This is a genomic window from Plantactinospora sp. CNZ321 (assembly GCF_004217235.1).
The window spans coordinates 1,927,038-1,945,200 of the sequence record NZ_SHKQ01000001.1 but is presented as its reverse complement, the minus strand read 5'-3'; the positions used below and the strand labels follow the sequence as shown (position 1 = coordinate 1,945,200).

The 18,163-nt window shown below is 70.9% G+C and carries 17 protein-coding genes; 10 read left to right on the top strand and 7 right to left on the bottom strand.

The window, feature by feature from the left end; all coding sequences use genetic code 11:
• Window positions 1–36: 36 nt before the first annotated feature.
• Both EV371_RS08640 and EV371_RS08635 read right to left on the bottom strand, forming a co-directional pair.
• Window positions 37–612 (bottom strand): flavoprotein, encoded by a 576-nt coding sequence (locus EV371_RS08640; protein WP_130461590.1) that lies wholly within the window; start codon window positions 610–612, stop codon window positions 37–39.
• Window positions 609–1,955: a hypothetical protein gene (locus EV371_RS08635; protein WP_130461589.1), complete on the bottom strand. Its 1,347-nt coding sequence runs from the start codon at window positions 1,953–1,955 to the stop codon at window positions 609–611. Before EV371_RS08635 ends, EV371_RS08640 begins: the two co-directional genes overlap by 4 nt.
• Before the next feature lie 399 nt (window positions 1,956–2,354).
• Here EV371_RS08635 and amcA (EV371_RS34205) point away from each other — a divergent pair, with 399 nt between their 5' ends.
• The 5 genes from amcA (EV371_RS34205) (at window position 2,355) to EV371_RS08610 (ending at window position 4,931) form a co-directional block, all read left to right on the top strand.
• Window positions 2,355–2,522, top strand: coding sequence for a multiple cyclophane-containing RiPP AmcA (gene amcA, locus EV371_RS34205; protein ID WP_486484542.1), 168 nt, complete (start codon window positions 2,355–2,357; stop codon window positions 2,520–2,522).
• A 41-nt stretch (window positions 2,523–2,563) separates the two neighbouring features.
• Window positions 2,564–2,884, top strand: a complete 321-nt coding sequence (locus tag EV371_RS34200; protein ID WP_486484921.1) for a hypothetical protein — start codon at window positions 2,564–2,566, stop codon at window positions 2,882–2,884.
• A complete protein-coding gene (amcB, locus tag EV371_RS08620; RefSeq protein WP_130461587.1) occupies window positions 2,881–4,002 on the top strand; it encodes a cyclophane-forming radical SAM peptide maturase AmcB in 1,122 nt (373 codons plus the stop codon). Before EV371_RS34200 ends, amcB begins: the two co-directional genes overlap by 4 nt.
• A gap of 10 nt (window positions 4,003–4,012) precedes the next feature.
• Window positions 4,013–4,195 carry a multiple cyclophane-containing RiPP AmcA gene (gene amcA / locus EV371_RS08615; protein WP_130461586.1) on the top strand — a complete coding sequence of 61 codons (183 nt, stop codon included), beginning with the start codon at window positions 4,013–4,015 and terminating at the stop codon, window positions 4,193–4,195.
• Window positions 4,196–4,268: 73 nt separating this feature from the next.
• Window positions 4,269–4,931, top strand: a complete 663-nt coding sequence (locus tag EV371_RS08610; protein WP_130461585.1) for a pentapeptide repeat-containing protein — start codon at window positions 4,269–4,271, stop codon at window positions 4,929–4,931.
• A 104-nt stretch (window positions 4,932–5,035) separates the two neighbouring features.
• On the opposite strand, the gene EV371_RS08605 is transcribed toward EV371_RS08610, so the two are convergent.
• Window positions 5,036–6,943, bottom strand: a complete 1,908-nt coding sequence (locus EV371_RS08605; RefSeq protein ID WP_130461584.1) for a M14 family metallopeptidase — start codon at window positions 6,941–6,943, stop codon at window positions 5,036–5,038.
• A gap of 209 nt (window positions 6,944–7,152) precedes the next feature.
• Here EV371_RS08605 and EV371_RS08600 point away from each other — a divergent pair, with 209 nt between their 5' ends.
• Window positions 7,153–8,511: a C39 family peptidase gene (locus tag EV371_RS08600; RefSeq protein ID WP_130461583.1), complete on the top strand. Its 1,359-nt coding sequence runs from the start codon at window positions 7,153–7,155 to the stop codon at window positions 8,509–8,511.
• Between the two features lie 119 nt (window positions 8,512–8,630).
• Here EV371_RS08600 and EV371_RS08595 read toward each other — a convergent pair whose 3' ends face one another.
• From EV371_RS08595 to EV371_RS08585, 3 genes are all read right to left on the bottom strand, one after another.
• The gene (locus EV371_RS08595; protein ID WP_130461582.1) at window positions 8,631–8,984 is read right to left on the bottom strand and encodes a DUF4229 domain-containing protein; all 354 of its coding nucleotides are present in this window, start codon (window positions 8,982–8,984) and stop codon (window positions 8,631–8,633) included.
• Window positions 8,985–8,998: 14 nt separating this feature from the next.
• Window positions 8,999–9,427, bottom strand: coding sequence for a hypothetical protein (locus tag EV371_RS08590; protein WP_130461581.1), 429 nt, complete (start codon window positions 9,425–9,427; stop codon window positions 8,999–9,001).
• A gap of 128 nt (window positions 9,428–9,555) precedes the next feature.
• Complete coding sequence (locus EV371_RS08585) at window positions 9,556–10,740, bottom strand: radical SAM protein (RefSeq protein ID WP_130461580.1); 1,185 nt, start codon at window positions 10,738–10,740, stop codon at window positions 9,556–9,558.
• A 255-nt stretch (window positions 10,741–10,995) separates the two neighbouring features.
• On the opposite strand from EV371_RS08585, the gene EV371_RS08580 reads away from it, so the two are divergent.
• Window positions 10,996–12,498, top strand: coding sequence for an NlpC/P60 family protein (locus EV371_RS08580; protein WP_130461579.1), 1,503 nt, complete (start codon window positions 10,996–10,998; stop codon window positions 12,496–12,498).
• A gap of 771 nt (window positions 12,499–13,269) precedes the next feature.
• Here EV371_RS08580 and EV371_RS33335 read toward each other — a convergent pair.
• Window positions 13,270–13,806, bottom strand: coding sequence for a hypothetical protein (locus EV371_RS33335; protein WP_165436637.1), 537 nt, complete (start codon window positions 13,804–13,806; stop codon window positions 13,270–13,272).
• Between the two features lie 667 nt (window positions 13,807–14,473).
• Between EV371_RS33335 and EV371_RS08565 the strand changes: the two genes are divergently transcribed.
• The 3 genes from EV371_RS08565 (at window position 14,474) to EV371_RS08555 (ending at window position 18,123) form a co-directional block, all read left to right on the top strand.
• Window positions 14,474–15,070, top strand: coding sequence for a hypothetical protein (locus EV371_RS08565; RefSeq protein ID WP_130461576.1), 597 nt, complete (start codon window positions 14,474–14,476; stop codon window positions 15,068–15,070).
• Window positions 15,071–15,309: 239 nt separating this feature from the next.
• Window positions 15,310–17,274, top strand: a complete 1,965-nt coding sequence (locus tag EV371_RS08560) for a DEAD/DEAH box helicase (protein WP_486484541.1) — start codon at window positions 15,310–15,312, stop codon at window positions 17,272–17,274.
• 228 nt (window positions 17,275–17,502) lie between these two features.
• Entirely contained in the window at window positions 17,503–18,123 is a 621-nt protein-coding gene (locus EV371_RS08555; protein WP_486484540.1) for a putative glycolipid-binding domain-containing protein, read from the top strand.
• Window positions 18,124–18,163 lie beyond the last annotated feature (40 nt).

The following is an 18,163-nucleotide window of genomic DNA, read 5'->3' as shown; positions in this document are numbered from 1 at the left end:
GTCGACGACTCACGACGGCAGCAGCAGGCGCTACCGTCAGTCCTGATGGTCGGCCGCCGGGCGCGACTTGTGGACGAGTCGGGCCGCTGTCTCGAACGCTGCCGTCCAGGGGAAGACTTTCTGTCGGTCGTTGCCGCTGCCCGGTGGGTGAGGTTCCCAGCCGTCGTACTCGCCGAGCAGGATGCGTACGTGTTCGCGGCGGAGGTCGGCCACGGCGCGTTGGAAGGGCGCGCGGGTGGCCAGGGCGGCGTTGACGAACGGGACGATGACGGTCGGCACTTGGCGTCCGATCAGTTCGGCGACCGAGGTCATGGCGTAGTTGTCGGCGATGCCGAAGGCGATCTTGTTGATGGAGTTGTACGTGGCGGGGGCGATGACGAGCGCGTCGGCGCCAGGAAGCGTACGGCGAGTACCCGGAGACGACTGGTAGGTGGACCTGACCGGGTGCCCGGTCATCGACTCGATCGCGTGGGCGTCGATGAAGTCGATGGCGCTCGGTGTGGCGGTGACCGCCGCCGTCCAGGACCTTCCCTCGGCGGTGGCGATCAGTCTTGTGACGTCTGTGGCGGGGCCAGCGCCGCAGACGACGATCTGTAGGTGACCGGCGGTCATACCGGTATCCCGACGTGGTGGGCGAACTCGACGACGGCGGTGCGGACGTGGCCCCGGCTGAGGGCTGCCAGGTCGCCGGCGATGCGCTGGACCGCTGGTCGGCACCGGAGTTCCTCGGGCGCCACTTCGTACGCGATGCGTAACGCGTGCAGGCCGTGCTCGTAGCGTCCCCACTGGGTGTAGGCGCGTGCCACGTCGACGAAGAGCGAGGCTTTGCGTTCGGTGAGGCGGATCTTGTCCAGTGGCACCTGGCGGGCGAGGGCGATTGCGGTACCGGCGTCGCCCAGGGTCAGCGCGATGTTGACCTGGTGGAGCAGGACGTTGGTGGCGCCGAAGCCGGTCCACCGGTCGTTGCCGTCGTAGCCGAGCCGGGCGGCTGCGTGGGTGGCCTCGTCGATCATGGTCTGTGCGCTGTCCCGGTCGTCACTGCGCGCGGCGGCGATCGCACCACGGAGCAGGAGAGCGCCGTAGACGGCCACCTGGTCGGCGGACGCGAGGCGTGTGTCCTGTTCGAAGGCGCCGGCCACGTTCTCGGCCAGGTTTCTCGCCTGCTTGGTGTGGCCGTTGCTCATCAAGGCATGGGTCATGATCCGCGCACTGGTTGCCATCGCCACCGGCTCCTGGCTGGCCGCGCCTGCCTGGGCACTCTTTTCCGCTGCCACCAAAGCCATCCCTCGGTTACCGACCTTGAGTAGCACGCTGCCCACGACGTGGTACAGGTCGCTGACCAGGGCATCGATCCGTGTCCGTCGATGACCCTCGGCTTCCGCCCGTGTCGGTCCCAGTGCGGGCAGCAGGGTTGTGAGGCCACCGAGAACCTGCTCGTACCGGCATGCCTGATAGGCAGCCTTGGTGACGGCCACGTCGCGGGCGAACTGCCGGAGGGGCAGGGCAACCGGCTCGGCCTCGTGAGCCATCGGTAGAGAGACCAGCGCGTCGAGTAGTGGCGTAATGCCGGGCAGCGCAGCCATGCCGCTGGCCGTGGCGCCCCGCAGGAACTTTCTACGCTGCACGTCACCGTCCGAGTCGGAGCCAGGTTCGTCCTTGCCAGTATCGGCGTTTGCTGCGGCTAGTGGTCTGGCGGCATCGGCAAGTGCACCGCTGGTGCCTCGTCTCCGCAGGGCCTCGAAGCGTTCCAGAACGTCGGGGGCGGCCCGCGCGAGCACCGTATCGAGCGCGGCCTGCATGTCGCCTCGTAGTTGGACCTTCTCGCCCTGGCTGCTCCACTTGGTCACTGTGCGTCGGGCCGCGCCCAGATGTTCGGCGAAGCCGGTGACGCTCAGCCGTAGGGCCTGCCGCAGGGCGTTTGCCTCCCGGCCGGTCCAAGTGGTCACTGCGGCCATCGGATGTCCCTTCGATGGGGCCGTGTCAGCTCGTCGATGGTAACGGCACGTGGCGTGTTGGCGGGTGCACCGCGAGTGCACCGATAGGACATTCCCATCGTCCCGCTTTCCGGCAAACCTGAATTCGCCCGACGCGCTCCGTCGTGACGACTGGCCAGGGAGGGTCGAGATGAAGGATGCGGCGAGTCGAGGTCAGAAGCGTCTTTGGACGCCTCGGCCGGCAACGCCTCAGAAGACCTCCTTGCCTGCTCCCGAAATTCCCCGTCTGCGTACCGCCACGAGGGCTGCGTGGGCGGGTGAGCGGCGGTCTGCTCCCAGCCGCCGCACTGCAGCGGTGGGCTCGCCGTCCCCCAGGCGAGCCCACCGCCTGCCGGTGTCCACCCGCGTCCGGGAGCGGCCATGACGGTGTACGTCTCGCGCAACGCGACGACCGGCCGACCGTGGTGTCGGGATCCACCTGAGCACACCGGTCCGACGACGCTGGAGCAGATGCCCGAGCCGCCGCTGCTCACTCACGGGTGGCACCGGCATTTCGAACGACAGGCACGGGAGGGAAAGCGCCCATGACGAAGGCTCAGCGCGACGCTGTACCTCTGCACCACCGCGCTATGAGGCAGGGGAAGCAAGCGCCGAGGGAGCACTTGCCGATGCGTCCGCTTTGGTTATGCCGGACCTGCGGTCAGCCGTGGCCGTGCGGCCAGGCGAAGCTGGATCTTCTTGCCGAGTACCAGGGCAGCCGTGTGAGTCTGTGTCTCTACCTGGCCGCTCTGCTCTGCGACGCCATCGACGACCTGCACCAACTTAACCCCAGCGTGACGGGAACCACCGCCGACTTGTTCGACCGATTCCTTGGTTGGCTACGCGCATCCCGCCCGGTAGCACCGAGTGACCACGACGACTGTGAAGAGGCCAAGGAGACGGGACAGTGAGCGGCATCGGTGTCATCACCGCTGATGGGCGGACCGCCATAGCTCCCACATTCCATACCTTGGTCTTGCAACCCACCAGCTTCTGCAACCTGGACTGCACCTACTGCTACCTGCCCGACCGACGATCCCGACGACTCATGACGGTCCCAGTCGCCGCAGGGTGCGCCCGATCCGTAGCAGAGCAGGATAGCCCGTATCCAGTGAGCGTGGTGTGGCACGGCGGCGAGCCCACCGCCACGCCTCTCGGCCCCTTCCGGGAACTGCTTGCCCCGTTCGAGGAGCTGAGGCAGGCCGGACAGGTACGCCACGAGATCCAGACCAACGCCACCCTCATCAATCAACGATGGTGTGAGCTTTTCGCTGCCTACGAATTTGCAGTTGGTGTGAGCATCGACGGCCCCGGCGCTCTGAACCGCAACAGACTCGACCGGGCCGGCAACCCAACAACGGCCCGGACCCTTCGAGGTATGCGGACTCTCGCCGAGGCAGGACTGCCGTATTCAGTAATTTGCGTTGTCACCCCGGAAACCATCGATCACGCCGACGACCTCGTTGACTTCTTCACCACCTTGCCCGGGTGTCGCTCTGTGGGCTTCAACATCGAGGAACAGGAGGGTGCGGCACGGACACCGGTATCGGAGGAAGCGGCCTACCAGTTCTGGCACCGACTCGTCCAACGACGGATCGACGGCAGCCCCTTGAGAATCCGCGATGTGGACCGCCTGGTCGACTACCTCACCGCCACGCGTGCCAGGATCGTCAACGACGCCCCGTACGAACCGATTCCCACCGTCTCCTGGGACGGGCACGTGGTCCTTCTGTCACCGGAACTCCTTGGAGTCAAGGACCCGCAGTACGGAGATTTCATCGCGGGGAACGTGCTCCGCCAGCCGATCACCGACCTCCTGGCCCGGGCCGACGATCTACGGTATGTCACCGAGTTCATCACGGGACTTAACGAGTGTGCAAGCCATTGCACGTTCTACAGTTTCTGCAGAGGTGCTCAGGCCGGCAACCGCTACTTCGAGCACCAAACCTTCACCGCCCGCGAAACGCGCTACTGCCGCACCACCCGGCAGGCCCTCGTCCGCGCCACCGCAAACCACCTCGTCAGCTAGGAGGATCACCGTGACCAACGCCCTTGCGAGCCTCGTGGACGCCACGCCGGAGCGCCTCGCGCGCCTCGGCGTCGAGCCGTCTCGGGCGGTAGCGTCGATCGACGCGGCCAAGTTCGACAACCGCCCCACCTGGAACAACAAAGGAGGGTTCGACAGCCGGCCCGGCTGGGACAACTGGAACAAGAAAAAGTGAACCGTTGACACTGGAGTAGGGGTTCGAACGCGGGGTGGCGCCGCCGCCCGCGTCCCAAACAGACTGAGGACTCATGCGGACAACCACCATCGGTGACGTAAGGATTCTGCTCCCGGATCTCGACCCTGAAGATCTTGATACCGTCCACAATCCGGCGACTGACCTCAACGAGGGTAGCATCGAGGGTGTGTCCTGGCGCGGTACGCAACTGGACGATGTCAGCATCCGTAGCAGCCGGATTACTGGCGCGGACTTCAGCGAGAGCACCTGGGAATCCGGAACCATCTGGGGCAGCGAGATTACTCGCACCGACCTTTCCGGTGCGACTCTGTCCGGGGTAACCATCGAACGCTGCGCATTCACCGGCTCGCGGTTCACCGGTACCCGGCTGACAGATGTACGCCTCAAAGACATCCTCTTCGACGGCTGCCGTTTCGACTACGCCACCTTCGAGCGCGTCGTCGCCGTCGGAGCCACGGCCTTCATCGACTGCACGCTCACCAACGCCACATGGTCGTCCTGCCGACTACCCAGAATCGCCATCAGGTCCTGTCAGTTGGCCAACCTTGAAATCGAATCCTGCCAGCTCCAAGGCGCTGACCTCCGGGGCAACCGCCTCCACAACCTCAAGTCGGCACTCGTCAACCTTGACGGGATTACCCTCCACGAAGACCAGCTCCCCGAACTTACTCAGTTCGCCATCGAGGAGCTACGCCTTGATGTGCGAACCGACTGAAACGCGGTCCGAGCCGGCTAGATCGGAGGACCCGAGCAGGCTCAGGCTCCATCCGGGGCCCCGCCGACACCTCGTCATGTTCGGCAGGGCCCCGGGTCGCACTGCTACGAGCTGGTGATCGTCACGTTGTCGATCGCCGCCTCGACCAGGCTTGCCCCGGAGGCGTCGGCGGCCTGCACCAGCAGCCGCACCGACTGCCCGGCGTACGCCGACAGGTTGGCGGTGGCGATGCTCCAGCTACCGTTGCGGTTGCTCGCCGCACCGGCCTGGTTGAGCAGCTGGGTCGTCCCACCACTGTGCACCACGCTGACCCGCAGGTAGTCCGCGGACGACGAGTTCGACCCGTGCGCGAGATACCAGGCCAGGGAGAGGGTCAACGTGCCGCTCGCCGGCAGCGTGATCGCCGGTGACTGTGCGCTGGTCACCCCGCCGTCGATGTCGTGGTCACCGGCCCCCGAGCCGGCCAGCCGGCCGGTGACCAGGTCGTTGCTGCCGGCGTACGGGGTGAGCTGCTTGGCACCGCTGGAGGTGGTCGCCTGGGCGGCACCCCGTTCCCACGCCCCCGTGGTGGCGGTGTCGGTCCCGGCCGGGTTGGTCGTCCAGCCGGTCGCGGTCTCGAAGGTGTCCGACCAGACGGTGGTGCCGCCACCGCTGCCGCAGTACGTCGCCTGGAGCCCGGCCACCCGGTACGGGCAGTCGGCGTACTCGCTCAGGATCAGCACCGCCTCCCGGTTGCGGGAGGTCTGCGCCGGGATCACCTCGTCCGGCGGGTAGAAGCCGCCGCCGGACGCCGAGCCCGGGTACATCTCGAAGGTGTACGCGAAGATGTTGTGGGTGGCCCACATCCAGTCCAGGCTGTCCCCGTCGGTGATGTAGAGGTCGCTGGACTGTTCCGGGGTGTAGCCGTTGGTGGCCGCCATCTGCTGACCGAGGGTGCGGAAGGTCCGTTCCTGGTCGGCGTTCAGCCCCGGGCCGGTGTTCGAGGTGGTGTAGCCGTACGGCCAGAGCACCAGCTGCGAGTACGTGTGGAAGTCGATGTTCACCGTGATCTGCTGGGTACCGCCGACGACCCGGCTGTTGACGAAATCGCGCAGCCGGGCGGTCTCCGGCGCGGAGAACGCCGACGGGCCCCGGTAGGTCTCCGAGGAGGTCGAGCCGGAGGAGCCGCCGCAGCAGCCCCAGTTGTAGCCCCAGTTCCGGTTCAGGTCGGTGCCGACGTACGACGATCCGCTGTTCGGTTGGCGGTTCTTCCGCCAGGACCGGTACGAGCCGGTGGCGATGTCGTACTCGCTGCCGTCCGGGTTGACCGTCGGGACGATCCAGATCTCCCGGGTGTTGACGATGTTGGTGATCCGGGAGTCCGAGCCGTAGTTGTCGGTGAAGAGGTCGAGCAGGTAGATCGCCATCTCCACGGTCAGGTGCTCGCGGGCGTGCTGCTGCGAGTTGAACAGGATCTCCGGCTCGTTCTCGTCGGTGCCGACGTTGTCGGAGATCTTGATGACCGGCAGGTCGCGCCCCTCGTAGGAGGTGCCCATGCTGGACCGGCGGGCGATCGTCGGATGGTCGGCGACGACCTGGTTGATCACCGCGTTCAGCTCGGCGTAGTTGTGGTACGCCGAGTCGGCCGGCGGGAAGTCGAGTACGCCGATGTCGCCGTGCTCGTGCTGGCCCCGGTCCGGCGGTGCCGGTACCGCCGCCACCTCGAAGCCGAGCGCGGTGATCGCCTTCACCTCGGCCGGGGTCGCGGTGACGTAGAGCGCGCCGTGCTCGGCGTAGTCGATGCTGGTACCGGTGGCGGCCACCGCGTTGCGGTCGGCCAGGGTGCGCGGACCGGTCACCCGGTATTCCGCGCTGGTGGCGGGCTCGGCCTCGGTCAGGTCCGGTCCGGCGCTGGCGGTGCCGGTCGGGCCGAGGCCGGCGACGACGAGTCCGAGCACGACGGTGCCGGCGAGGGCACCGGCCCGGGCCCGGTGCCGGATCGACGGCCCGGACATCCAGGTGCGGAAGGGCATCTGAACCTCCTGGGGGTAGGGAGGACTGCGCTGGGTAGTGCACACTGCACCATCCGTACCATGGTCATATCAACATTGATCACTTTGCACCCCATGCCAGTTACACCCTCCTCGCGGCAAAGATTTTCCTGGCGTGAACATCTGGCGAAAGTTCCTGCCAAGCGGAATAGTGGCGACAGGACCCCGACCTTCGGCCCCGCGGAGCATCGATGGCCAGTTCCCCGAACCCGATCAGCCGACGTACCTTCACCCTCGCCGGCCTCTCCGGCCTGGCCCTGCTCGGCACCGGCATGCCGGCCCGGGCCGGCACGACGACCGGTCGCCCCCGCCCAATGCCACACGACGAACAGATCACCTGGCAGGAGTTCTCCAGCTACCCCGACTGGCGACGCGGCACCCACCGGGGCACCGTCGCCGTCCCCGGGATACGGACCGGGATCACGATGCTTCGCCCGGCCGGCACCACCGAATACACCGACCCGCACACCGGCACCACCCGCACCTGGTCGTACGCCACCTGGACCTCGCCGGTCACCCCGATCGGCTTCGACGCCAGCGAACTGGTCGCCTCCTGGAACGCCGAGACCCCGGCCGGCACCTGGATCCAGGCCGAACTCCAGGGCACCTACAACACCGGCGCGCTGACCCCGTGGTACGTCATGGGCCGGTGGGCCGCAGGTGACCAGGACATCCGGCGCACCTCGGTGAACCGGCAGGGCGACCCCTACTCAACGATCTGGACCGACACCTTCTCGATCGACGACGTCACGACCGGGGTGCTGCTGCGGGCCTACCAACTGCGGCTGACCCTCTACCGCGCGCCGGAGAGCCGCCGGTCACCCCGGGTCTGGATGGTCGGCGCGATGAGCTCACTGGTGCCGGACCGGTTCACCGTGCCGGCCAGCACCGGCCGGATCGCCTGGGGCCGGGAGCTGGCCGTGCCCCGCTACTCGCAGAACATCCACGCCGGGCACTACCCGGAGTACGACGGCGGCGGCCAGGCCTGGTGTTCGCCGACCTCCACCACGATGGTGCTGGAGTACTGGGGCCGGAAGCCGTCGGCCGAGCAGACCTCCTGGGTCGATCCCAGCTACCCGGACCCGTCGGTCAACCACGCCGCCCGGATGACCTACGACTACGCGTACGAAGGATGCGGCAACTGGCCGTTCAACACCGCGTACGCCGGCTCGTACGGGCTGGACGCCAAGGTGACCCGGCTGCACTCGCTGGACGAGGTGGAACACTTCATCGCCGCCGGCATCCCGGTGGTCACCAGCCAGTCCTTCCTGGCCGAGGAGTTGGAGGGGGCCAACTACGGCACCTCCGGGCACCTGTTCGTGGTGGTCGGCTTCACCCGCGACGGCGACGTGGTGATCAACGATCCGGCGTCGTCCGGCAACGACGTGGTGCGCAACGTCTACCGGCGGGACCAGTTCGAGCAGATCTGGCTGCGGACCAAGCGGATCAACGCCAGCGGCGGGGTCTCCGGCGGGTCGGGCGGGATCGCGTACCTGATGAAGCCGTGGTGGAAGCCCTGGCCGAAGCTGGCCGGCTCGACCAACTGGTAGCCGCGCCGGCGTCAGCTCACCTGGGGAGGATCACCGGCCCCGTACCTGGCCAACGATGTCCGGGCACGGGGCCGGTGCCGTGCCGGGGTCCGGGCTGGTCCGGGCCGGACGCACGGGCCTCAGGACCTGTCGGTCGGCTTCCCCGCGTCCGTCGGCTCACCTGTGTCGGCCGGCTTCCCTGTGTCGGCCGGCCTGCCTGTCTGCGTCGGCTTCACCGTGTCCGTCGGTTGGTCGTCGCCGGCCAGTGCGGCGCGCAGCCGCTCCCGTTCGGCCCGCCGCTTCTCCGCCGCCGTGGCCAACTGCTGCGCCATCTCGTCCCGCCAGCCCCGCAGCAGGAAGAACGCCAGCGCGGCAGAGAACGCCACCGCCAGCATCAGCTTGAGGAAGATGTTCATCTCGACCGGCCAGAGCGCCAGCGCGACCGCCAGGAACAGCCCGATCCGGCCCAGCGTGTACTTCACGGCGGGACTCATCTGCGCAACTCCGATCAGCTCGTCCGGCCGGCGAGCCAACGGACGCCGGCAAACCAGACCAACGCGTACCCCATGGCGAAAACCGCCGCGGCCAACCCGCCCGAGACCAGCGGCGGGGTCGAGGCGGCCAACCCGGCGGCGAGCAGGCCGGCGGCGATCCCGACGGCCGCGGCCACCAACGCCGCCGCGACCCGGGCCGGACCGAACTGCCAGGCCCGGAACTCCTCGACGAAGATCCACGCCGGCAGCACCACCGCGAGCCAACCGCTCGCCCGGCCGAACTCGCCCAGGCCGACCAGGGAGGCGCCGAGGTCGATCACGAGCAGCGCCACCAGCCCGATGACCACCCCGACCAGGGCGACGCCGAGCAGGTCGGCCAGCACGACGATCCGCCCCTGGTCGTCCCGCCGGGGAAAGGGCGCCCGTTCGCTCCGCTCGGCCATGCCGCCTCTCCCGCTGCGCTCCCCACCGGCAGACGTCGACCCGCTCCCGCCCGCTCCTGACCAGTCGAGGGTACGTGAGCGGGCCGGAAACCACCCCCGCCGGGCCGCGCTCCCGCCCGACGCGGGGCTCAGGCCCAGATCCGCTGCGGCTCGGCCCGACGCTCGGCCAGACTCGGCGGGGCGTCGTAGTCACGCAGCACCTCGTACCCGCTGTTCCGTTCGGCGGGACGGAAATCGGCGTCCCAGATCAGCCGGAGCAGATCCTCCCGGGGCAGCACTGTCGGCGTACCGTCCCGGTCGACGCCGTGGCTGATCCGGTGTCCGGCCGCCGAGGCGGCCAGGTCGTCGACGCCGAAGTTGAGTGCGAGCTGCGCCACGGAGTACCCCTGGGTGGCCCAGCAGCACGTCAGGTGGGGCACGTTGTCGAGGAGGAGCCGGGACACCGCGAAGGTCTTCAGCGACTCGGCCGGCGACGCCGTCCCGGTCGGCTGCCCCGCCCCGATTCCATCGCCGGTCGGTACCGCGAGGTCATGCTCGTAGCGCAGCGGCAGGAAGCTGGTGAAGCCGCCGGTCTCGTCCTGTAGCTCGCGCAGCCGCAGCACGTGGTCGACCCGGTGCCGGGGCTCCTCGACGTGCCCGAAGCGCATCGTCGCCGGGGTGCCGATCCCCTTGGCGTGGGCGAGCCTGTGGATCCGGGACCAGTCCTCCCAGGCACGGTCGGCGAGGCCGAGCCGCTGGCGTACCTCCGGGTCGAAGATCTCGGCCCCGCCGCCGCTCGGCGCCGACAGACCGGCGGCGACGAGTTCGTCGAGGATCTCGTCGGCGGGCATCCCGGTGCTCTTCCCCAGCCAAAGCAGCTCGATGGCGGTGAACCCGGTCAACCGGACGCCGGGCAACGCCACCGTCAGCGCGCGCAGCAGCTCCGGATAGTGCCGCCACGGCAGCGCGGGATGCACCGGGTCGACGAGGTCCAGCTCGGTGAGCCCGTCGGCGGCCAGCTCGGTGGCGCGCCGGACAGCCTCGTCGACCGAGAGCGGGACGCTGTCCCCGCCCTCCGGCCGGGCGTGCCCGTCCGGCCCGGGGCGGAGGGAGCAGTACGCGCAGCCACCGACGCAGAGACCGGTCAGCCGCAGCCGCCGGTTGACGACGAACAGCACCCGATCGCCGTCGCCGGTCCCGGTACGCCGGTGGTGCGCCAGCCGGCCGAGCCAGACCAGGTCGTCGCTGGCGTACAGCGCCTCGCCGTCGGCGCGGTCCAGCCGAACTCCCGCGTAGACCTTCTCTTCCAGCTCACGCTTGCGTCCGGCGTCCATCGCAGCACGTCCCTCCAGGCACGATCTCCGGTAGGAGCGTACGTCGAGCGGCGGAGGTGCCGACGGAGGCAGCCGGCGGCAGCGATCTGGTTCACCGGTCACAGGTACTCTTAACCGGCTTCTCAGCGTCTCGTTACCCGCCGTCGCATCGACATCCCCGACGCATTGAGGTAAGACAAAGTGGGACGCGACACAGCACGGATGGCCATTCCACAGCAGCGCCGGGAGCGCCGCTGTGCACGGGACGGGAGCGGTATGACCGACAGCAGGCGCGGACGACCGGACCGGCTCGGCAAGGCGGTCTCCCCGGTGCTACGTCCGCTGGTCTGGTCGGCCCTGGTCGGCGCGATCGTGGCGGGCGCGATGGCGACGCCCGTCTATGCCGATCCGCCGCTGCCGAACACGGTCCCCGACGCTGGGATACGCCCACTGCCCGGTGGAGCGCCCAACGTGCCCACCGGCACGCCGACGACGACCTCCTATCCGCTGCCGCCGAGCGTGAACGGCCCGCTGGCGAGCCAGATCATGACATTGGAGGTCGAGGTCGCCCAGCTCGGCGACCAACTGCTGCAACTGCGCCAGGAGCGGGACAGGGCCACCACCGAGCTGACCGCCGCCGACGGCGTACGCAGGACGGCTCGGCTGGAGCTGGCCAACGCCCGTACGGCGGCCGACAACGCGGCGGCGGGCGCGCTGAAGGACGCCGCCGGGCTGCCGCCGGGCGCGTTCGGCTCCGACCTGCACGGGTTGGACCTGCTCAGTCGGATCCAGCGCGGCGAGGAACGGTCCGGTGACACCGAACTGGCCGCCGGTGAGCTGGCCCGGGCTCAGCAGGCCGAGCAGCAGGCGGAGGCGGCCTACCAGGCCGCGTCCAGCGCCTACCAGCAGAAGGTCGCCGCCTTCACCGACGCGGAGAAGCGGTACAAGGAACGCTCTGCCGCCCTGGTGAAGCTCAAGCGCGACAACGCCGAGCAGCTCAAGGCGATCGAGCGCGCCAGGGAGGCCGCCGAGCAGCGCATCGGCGAGACGATCGGCAGCGACAGCGTCGCCGGGATGGTCGCGCACCCCAAGGCGCTGGCCGCGATGCGTTACGCGCTCGCCCAGCGGGGCGACCCGTACCTCTGGGGCGCCGAGGGCCCGGACCGGTTCGACTGCTCCGGCCTGATGCTCGCCTCCTATCTCTCGGTGGGCAAGCGGATCCCCCGGGTCTCCCGGGACCAGTACAACGGCACTCGCAACCAGAGCGTGGCCCGGGAGGCACTGCTCCCCGGCGACCTTGTCTTCTTCGCCTCCGGCAGCAACTGGACCAGCATCCACCACGTCGGCATGTACATCGGCGGCGGCAAGATGGTGCACGCCCCGACCACCGGTGACGTGGTCAAGGTCTCCACCGTCTGGTGGTCGCGGTTCTACGCCGCGACCCGGATCTTCCCGGCGGTGCCGGCACCGAACGCGACCACGCCGCCGCCGACCACGAGGCCGCCGGCCACCCCGCCGCCGACCACCACCCCGCCATCGAAGCCGCCCACCACCCCGCCGACCACGCCGCCCACGACGCCACCGGCGACTCCGCCCACCAGCACGCCGACCACGCCCCCGGCAACCCCGCCGGTGACACCGGCACCGATCCCGCAACCGCCGGAGCCGACGGAGCCGCAGACGCCGCCGGTCACCACCTCGGCCGCCGAGCCGAGCAACGGTACGTCCAGCGCCAGCGGATCGACTCCGACTGCGGACGGTAGCCCGGAGGGCGACTGAACGTACCGGTCGCCGGCCGGCTGTGCGGCTGTGCCGCGATATGGCACGGTGAGGGTTGACGTACTTCCGACCCGGCCTACCGGCCCGGGTGTGGGCGCGGGAGGCAACAATGGACGAATCGCAGGTCAAACCGGCTTTCGGGGAGGCATCCCCGGATTCTGACGGTCAGGCTGCGGCCACCCGCCCGGAACGGGACAGCGTGGACGAGAGCGAGCTGCCCCCACTGCCGCCGCCACCGCCGGTCGGAACAGCGCTCCCGGAGCCCTCGGCCGAGGAGGAGTTTCCCGAGGCCTACCAGGCGCCTCCGCCGCCGCCGGCCGCCGGAGCGCTCTGGGCAGACGCGCCGCAGGATGCGTCCGTAGACGCGCCCGCAGGCTCAACGGCCGCCGAGACGGTCGATGCGGCTTCTCCGGATTCCATACCGGACCCGGACGCCGCCAGCCCGGTCCCGGACGCCGCGAACTCGGATGCGGACGCTGTCGATGCCGTCCCGGACACCGCCGACGCCGTCCCGGACTCGGCCGAGCCGAAAGCCGAGACCGCCGATGAAGTGCAGGCCGAGGCCGACGACCCGAGCCCGGAAGCCGACAGCCCAGAAGCACAGGCCGGAGCCGACGACCCGAACCCGGAAGCCGACAGCCCGGGAGTGGACCCGGGAGCCGCCGTCGGTCCGACGTCGCCGGTACGCGGCCGGGCCGTGAGTAGGCAGGCCACCACCCCCACCGCAGCCGAGATAGCCGCGATGCCCGCCGGGTCCTCGGGAAGCCGCACCTACCGGGCCGGCGAGCTGGCGAAGTCGGTCACCCGGGCGGCCGCCGCCCCGACGCCGGTCACCCCGGCAGCCGCCGCCTCCGCGCCCAGCACCCCGGCGGCGTCCGCGGTCGCGGCGTCCCCGGCTGCGGCATCCCCGGCCGCGGCATCCCCGGCCGCGGCATCCCCGGCCGCGGCATCCCCGGCCGCGGCGTCCGCGCCGACTCCGGCGCCTCCGGGTAGCCCGGTGCCGCCGCTGCAACGGCGGCGTCCACAGACTCCGGCTCTCGACTCCCCGTGGTCGGCGTTCGCCAACGCCGTCAGGTCCCCGGCGGGCCCGCCGAGCGGGTCGGCCGCCGTGTCGCCGGCCGCTCCGGCGTCCGCACCGCCCATGGGGTCAGCCGCCGTGTCGCCGGCTGCCTCCGGACTGTCCGGGTCGCCCTCGGCCGAGCCGGTTCGCCAGCCCCGGGACCGGCCCGGGGCGGTGCACTTCACGGCTCCACCGGCAGCCAGCCTGTCGGCACCGGCAGCCACCCCCGACCAGTCGTCCCGGGACACCGGCGCACCCGCTGGTGGTACGCCGTCCTACACGGTGCCGCCGCAGCGCAGCGCCGCGCGGGGCCGCGCCGGCACCACCCGGGCCAGTGCCTCGGTGCCGGGGCTGTCTCCGGTACTGCCGAACGAGGCCGCCGCGGCCGCCGTGGTACCGGGAGTGGCGAAGGTCTACCGGAGTACCGAACCGGATCCGGCCGGCGCGTCGGCGCCGACACATCCCCCGGATCAGGCCGGCCCGCCCGAACCGGGACATCCGCCGGCATCACCGGCGTCCGAACCAGCCAAACCCAAACCGACCCCGGAGCCGGAGCCGGAGCCGGGACCGGTGCCCACGCCGTTCCCCGCACCGGAACCCCCGGCACCCAGTCCGGACCCCGAGCCGGTGCCACCGGCTCCGTCGCCGTTCCCGCCGGCCCCGCCCCGGCCCGCTCCGGTACCCCCAGGCCCGCATCCGGTACCCCCAGGCCCGCATCCGGTACCCCCGGGGCCCACGCCGTTCCCGCCTACTCCACCCGGTCCCACTCCCTACCCGCCGCACCCCGAACCTGTGCCCCCCGGCCCGGTGCCGTACCCGCCGACGTCGGCGGGGACCTCGGTCGCCTACCCGACAAGGCCGGTGTCGGGCGGACCGAGTGGCCGCCCGACAGATCCCCCGGCATCTTCCCCGCTGGTGGTTCCGGCGCCCGCCCTGCCGAGCTGGCCACCACCGACCAACCCGATGTCCTCGGCCAACCTGGCCAGCGGCGGTGCGCCGGGTTACTCGCTGCCCACCGCCGACCCCGGTCCGGCCGTCGCCGCCGAGCCGGCCGGTCGGACCCCGACCGGTGGCCGCGCCTCGGGAACCCGACCGGGCGCGCCGCACCCGCCGGGCGCCGGCCCGACCCCACCGCACCCGCCGGGCGCCGCTCCCGCCGCTTCGCACCGACCGGGCGTCAGCCCGACCGCTGCGGACAAGCCGGGGACCGGCCCGGCCGTGCCGGACTCCCCGGGCTACCAGGAGCAGCGGGCGGCGGGCACCGTTTACGGCGGCCCGGAGGGTCACGTCACCGTCTCGATGCCCACCAACCAGGTCGAGAACTCGGGCTCGCTGACCGGACACATCCTGGCCCAGGGTTGGACGGACACCCCCGCGCAGAGGACGGACACCGGCAAGGTGGTGCTGGTACTGCTGATCGGGCTCGGCATCCTGGTGGTGATCGGGCTGCTGGTGGTGCTCCTGGCCGGCGACGCGTTCAACAACCTCTTCGACGGCCTGCTGACCAGCTGACGGGGCCGTCGGCGGGTGCGGGGCGACCCGCGCGGGTGGTGAGCCTGCCCACTGGCGTGCGCGGCGAGGTGGCGGTGGCCGCTGCTCCCCGTACACTCGGGTGGATTGTTGACCTGGCGCGTGCCACGCGCCTCTGGGCGATCTTGCGGGCGAATCGGCAGCGACCTCCGTCGCGGCGGGCCATCGCGAAGATGCGCCCCGCTTGAGAGGTATCCTTGACGACCTTTGCTGATCCCAGCATGTTTCCATCCGTATTCGACGCGCAATCCGGTTCCGTTTCGGCAGGACCGTCCGCTTCTGCCGAGCAAGCCGCTCTGAATGTGCCGGCTGTCGCCGACCCGCGCACTGAATCCGCCGACGCGGTGACCGCCGACGATTCCCGCACCCCCAGCGACGTCTCGGCGAACGAGGTTGCCGGGCAGGACGCCCTCGCCGTCCCCGCTGACATCGCCGTGCCCGCTGACATCGCCGTGCCCGCTGACATCGCCGTGCCCGCTGACATCGCCGTCCCCGCTGACATCGCCGTGCCCGCTGACAGCGCCGGTGATGTCAACGAGCCCGTCGACTTCGCCGCGCTCGGGCTGCCTCGGCAACTCGTCCGGGCGCTGCTGCGGGAGGGCATCGACACTCCGTTCGAGATCCAGCGGGCCACCGTGCCGGACGCGCTCGCGGGGCGGGACGTACTCGGCCGGGGGCAGACCGGCTCCGGCAAGACGCTGGCGTTCGGACTGCCCGTACTGGCTCGGATGGCGGCCGGCCCGCGGGCCCGGGCACACCACCCGAGGGCGCTGATCCTGGTGCCGACCCGGGAACTCGCGATGCAGGTCAACGACGCACTGATGCCGCTCGGCCGGGCACTCGGGGTGTTCCTCAAGACCGCCGTCGGCGGTGTGCCGTACGACCGCCAGATCGACTCGCTGCGCCGTGGCGTGGAGATCGTGGTGGCCACGCCGGGACGGCTGACCGACCTGATCGAGCGGGGCGTCTGCCGGCTCGACGACATCGAGGTCACCGTGTTGGACGAGGCCGACCAGATGGCCGACATGGGATTCCTGCCGGACGTCACCGACCTGCTGGCCAAGACTCCGGCGGACGCGCAGCGACTGCTCTTCTCCGCCACTCTGGACAACGACGTCGACGCGCTCGTCAAGCGGTTCATGACCGACCCGGTCACCCACTCGACGGCACCGCCGACCGCCACCGTGTCGACGATGGACCACCACATGCTGCTGATCCCGCCGCACGACAAGTTCGCGGTGGCGGCCTCGATCGCGGCCCGGCAGGGGCGCACCATGATGTTCGCCCGGACCCAGATGGGCGTCGATCGGCTGGTCGAGCAGCTCGCCGCGGTCGGTGTCCGGGCCGGTGCGCTGCACGGCGGAAAGACCCAGCGGGTACGCACCCGCACCCTCGCCGAGTTCAAGGAGGGCCGGACGAACGTGCTGGTCGCCACCGACGTGGCGGCCCGGGGAATCCACGTCGACGGTGTCTCGCTGGTGGTGCACGTGGACCCGCCGAAGGATCCGAAGGACTACCTGCACCGAGCCGGGCGGACGGCCCGGGCCGGAGAGTCGGGTGCGGTCGCCACGCTGGTACTGCCGAAGCAGCGCCGGTCCACCCTGGCCATGTTGCAGAAGGCCGGTGTCGAGCCGGAGCAGACCCGGGTGCGCTCCGGCGACGCCGCGCTGGCCGAGGTGACGGGAGCCCGGGAGCCGAGTGGCGTGCCGGTGGTCGACGAGCCGCCGGCGTCGCGCCGAGGGTCGGGCACCCGCCCGGACCGTCCCCGCTCCGACCGCCGTTTCGGTGACCGTCCCCGGGCCGACCGCCGCTACGGAGACCGCCCGCAGGACGAGCGCCGGCACAGCGACGGTCCCCCGGGTGAGCGCCGCTACGGAGACCGTTTCCAGGGTGAGCGCCGGTACGGTGACCGGCCGCAGTCCGAGCGTCGCTACGGCGACCACCGGTTCGGCGACGGCGGCGGCACGTCCCAGGGTGGCCGGGCCGAGCGGGGCGGCGAGTGGCGCTCCGGCGGGCGGCAGGGCGGCTTCCGGCACGAGGGCCGCCCGCACACCGACCGGCCCGGCCGGGACCGGTCCCGGGACGAGCGTCCGCGCGACGAGCGGGCCGCCGGGGAGCGGTCGGACGACCGGTGGGGCCGCCGCGACCACCGGTTCGACGGCCGGCGCCCGACCCCGACTCGCTGACCGGTCCGCAGCACCGCCGACCGGTGCCGGCCCCGGTCCGGTTACCGGGCCGGCGGCGGTAGCCGGTCCGAGTGGCGCCGCCAGCCGGTCCGAGTGGCGCCGCCAGCGGCCGACAGGCCGACCTCGCGTCGTCGCCGGCCGTCGGCCGGATCGGCGCCGTCGCCGGCCGTCGGCCGGATTCGCGTGGTCGGGCATACCTGTCGGCTGGCGGCGGTAACGTCCATGGGCATGTCGAGCATGCCGAAGACGTTGTTCTGGAGCCGCACCGACGTGCCCGGTGCCGATCACGCGCTCATCACCGACCATCGCGGCCTCACCGCCCGGGGCACGGCGCTCGCCGTCGACCCGATCGCCTTCACCTGTCGCTACGAACTGCGTACCGACGAGCACTGGGCGACCGAAGGGCTGGAGGTGAGCTGCGAGGGAGCCGGGTGGCTACGTACGCTGCGGCTGGAGCGGGCCGCCGGCCGATGGCGGGCGAGCACGGCGGAGCAGGGGGACCTGGACGCGGCGCTGACCGCCGTCGGGCAGCCCGGTGCCGGGCTGCCCGGGATCGAGGAGCCGGAGCGGCTCGCCGAAGCGCTCGACGTCGACCTGGGCGCCGCGCCGCTGTTCAACACCCTTCCGGTACGTCGCCTCCGGCTGCGCGACGCCGCACCGGGCAGCTCGCACCGGATCGTCACGGTCTGGGTGCTGGTGCCCAGCCTCCAGGTGGTGCCGGCCGAGCAGACCTACACGGCGCTGGCGGACGGCAACGTCCGGTACGCCAGCGAGAGTTTCACCGCCGACCTGACCCTCGACGCCGACGGCTACGTGCTGCACTACCCCGGGCTGGCGCACCGACGCTGACCCGTGCCGGTCGGGCCGGCCCGTCGGCCCGGCCACTGCT

Coding starts and splice junctions, on each gene's coding strand:
- EV371_RS08640 (WP_130461590.1), bottom strand. CDS start 612: ATGACCGCCGGTCACCTACAGATCGTCGTCTGCGGCGCTGGCCCCGCC.
- EV371_RS08635 (WP_130461589.1), bottom strand. CDS start 1,955: ATGGCCGCAGTGACCACTTGGACCGGCCGGGAGGCAAACGCCCTGCGG.
- amcA (WP_486484542.1), top strand. CDS start 2,355: ATGACGGTGTACGTCTCGCGCAACGCGACGACCGGCCGACCGTGGTGT.
- EV371_RS34200 (WP_486484921.1), top strand. CDS start 2,564: ATGAGGCAGGGGAAGCAAGCGCCGAGGGAGCACTTGCCGATGCGTCCG.
- EV371_RS08610 (WP_130461585.1), top strand. CDS start 4,269: ATGCGGACAACCACCATCGGTGACGTAAGGATTCTGCTCCCGGATCTC.
- EV371_RS08605 (WP_130461584.1), bottom strand. CDS start 6,943: ATGCCCTTCCGCACCTGGATGTCCGGGCCGTCGATCCGGCACCGGGCC.
- EV371_RS08600 (WP_130461583.1), top strand. CDS start 7,153: ATGGCCAGTTCCCCGAACCCGATCAGCCGACGTACCTTCACCCTCGCC.
- EV371_RS08595 (WP_130461582.1), bottom strand. CDS start 8,984: ATGAGTCCCGCCGTGAAGTACACGCTGGGCCGGATCGGGCTGTTCCTG.
- EV371_RS08590 (WP_130461581.1), bottom strand. CDS start 9,427: ATGGCCGAGCGGAGCGAACGGGCGCCCTTTCCCCGGCGGGACGACCAG.
- EV371_RS08585 (WP_130461580.1), bottom strand. CDS start 10,740: ATGGACGCCGGACGCAAGCGTGAGCTGGAAGAGAAGGTCTACGCGGGA.
- EV371_RS08580 (WP_130461579.1), top strand. CDS start 10,996: ATGACCGACAGCAGGCGCGGACGACCGGACCGGCTCGGCAAGGCGGTC.
- EV371_RS08560 (WP_486484541.1), top strand. CDS start 15,310: ATGTTTCCATCCGTATTCGACGCGCAATCCGGTTCCGTTTCGGCAGGA.
- EV371_RS08555 (WP_486484540.1), top strand. CDS start 17,503: ATGTCGAGCATGCCGAAGACGTTGTTCTGGAGCCGCACCGACGTGCCC.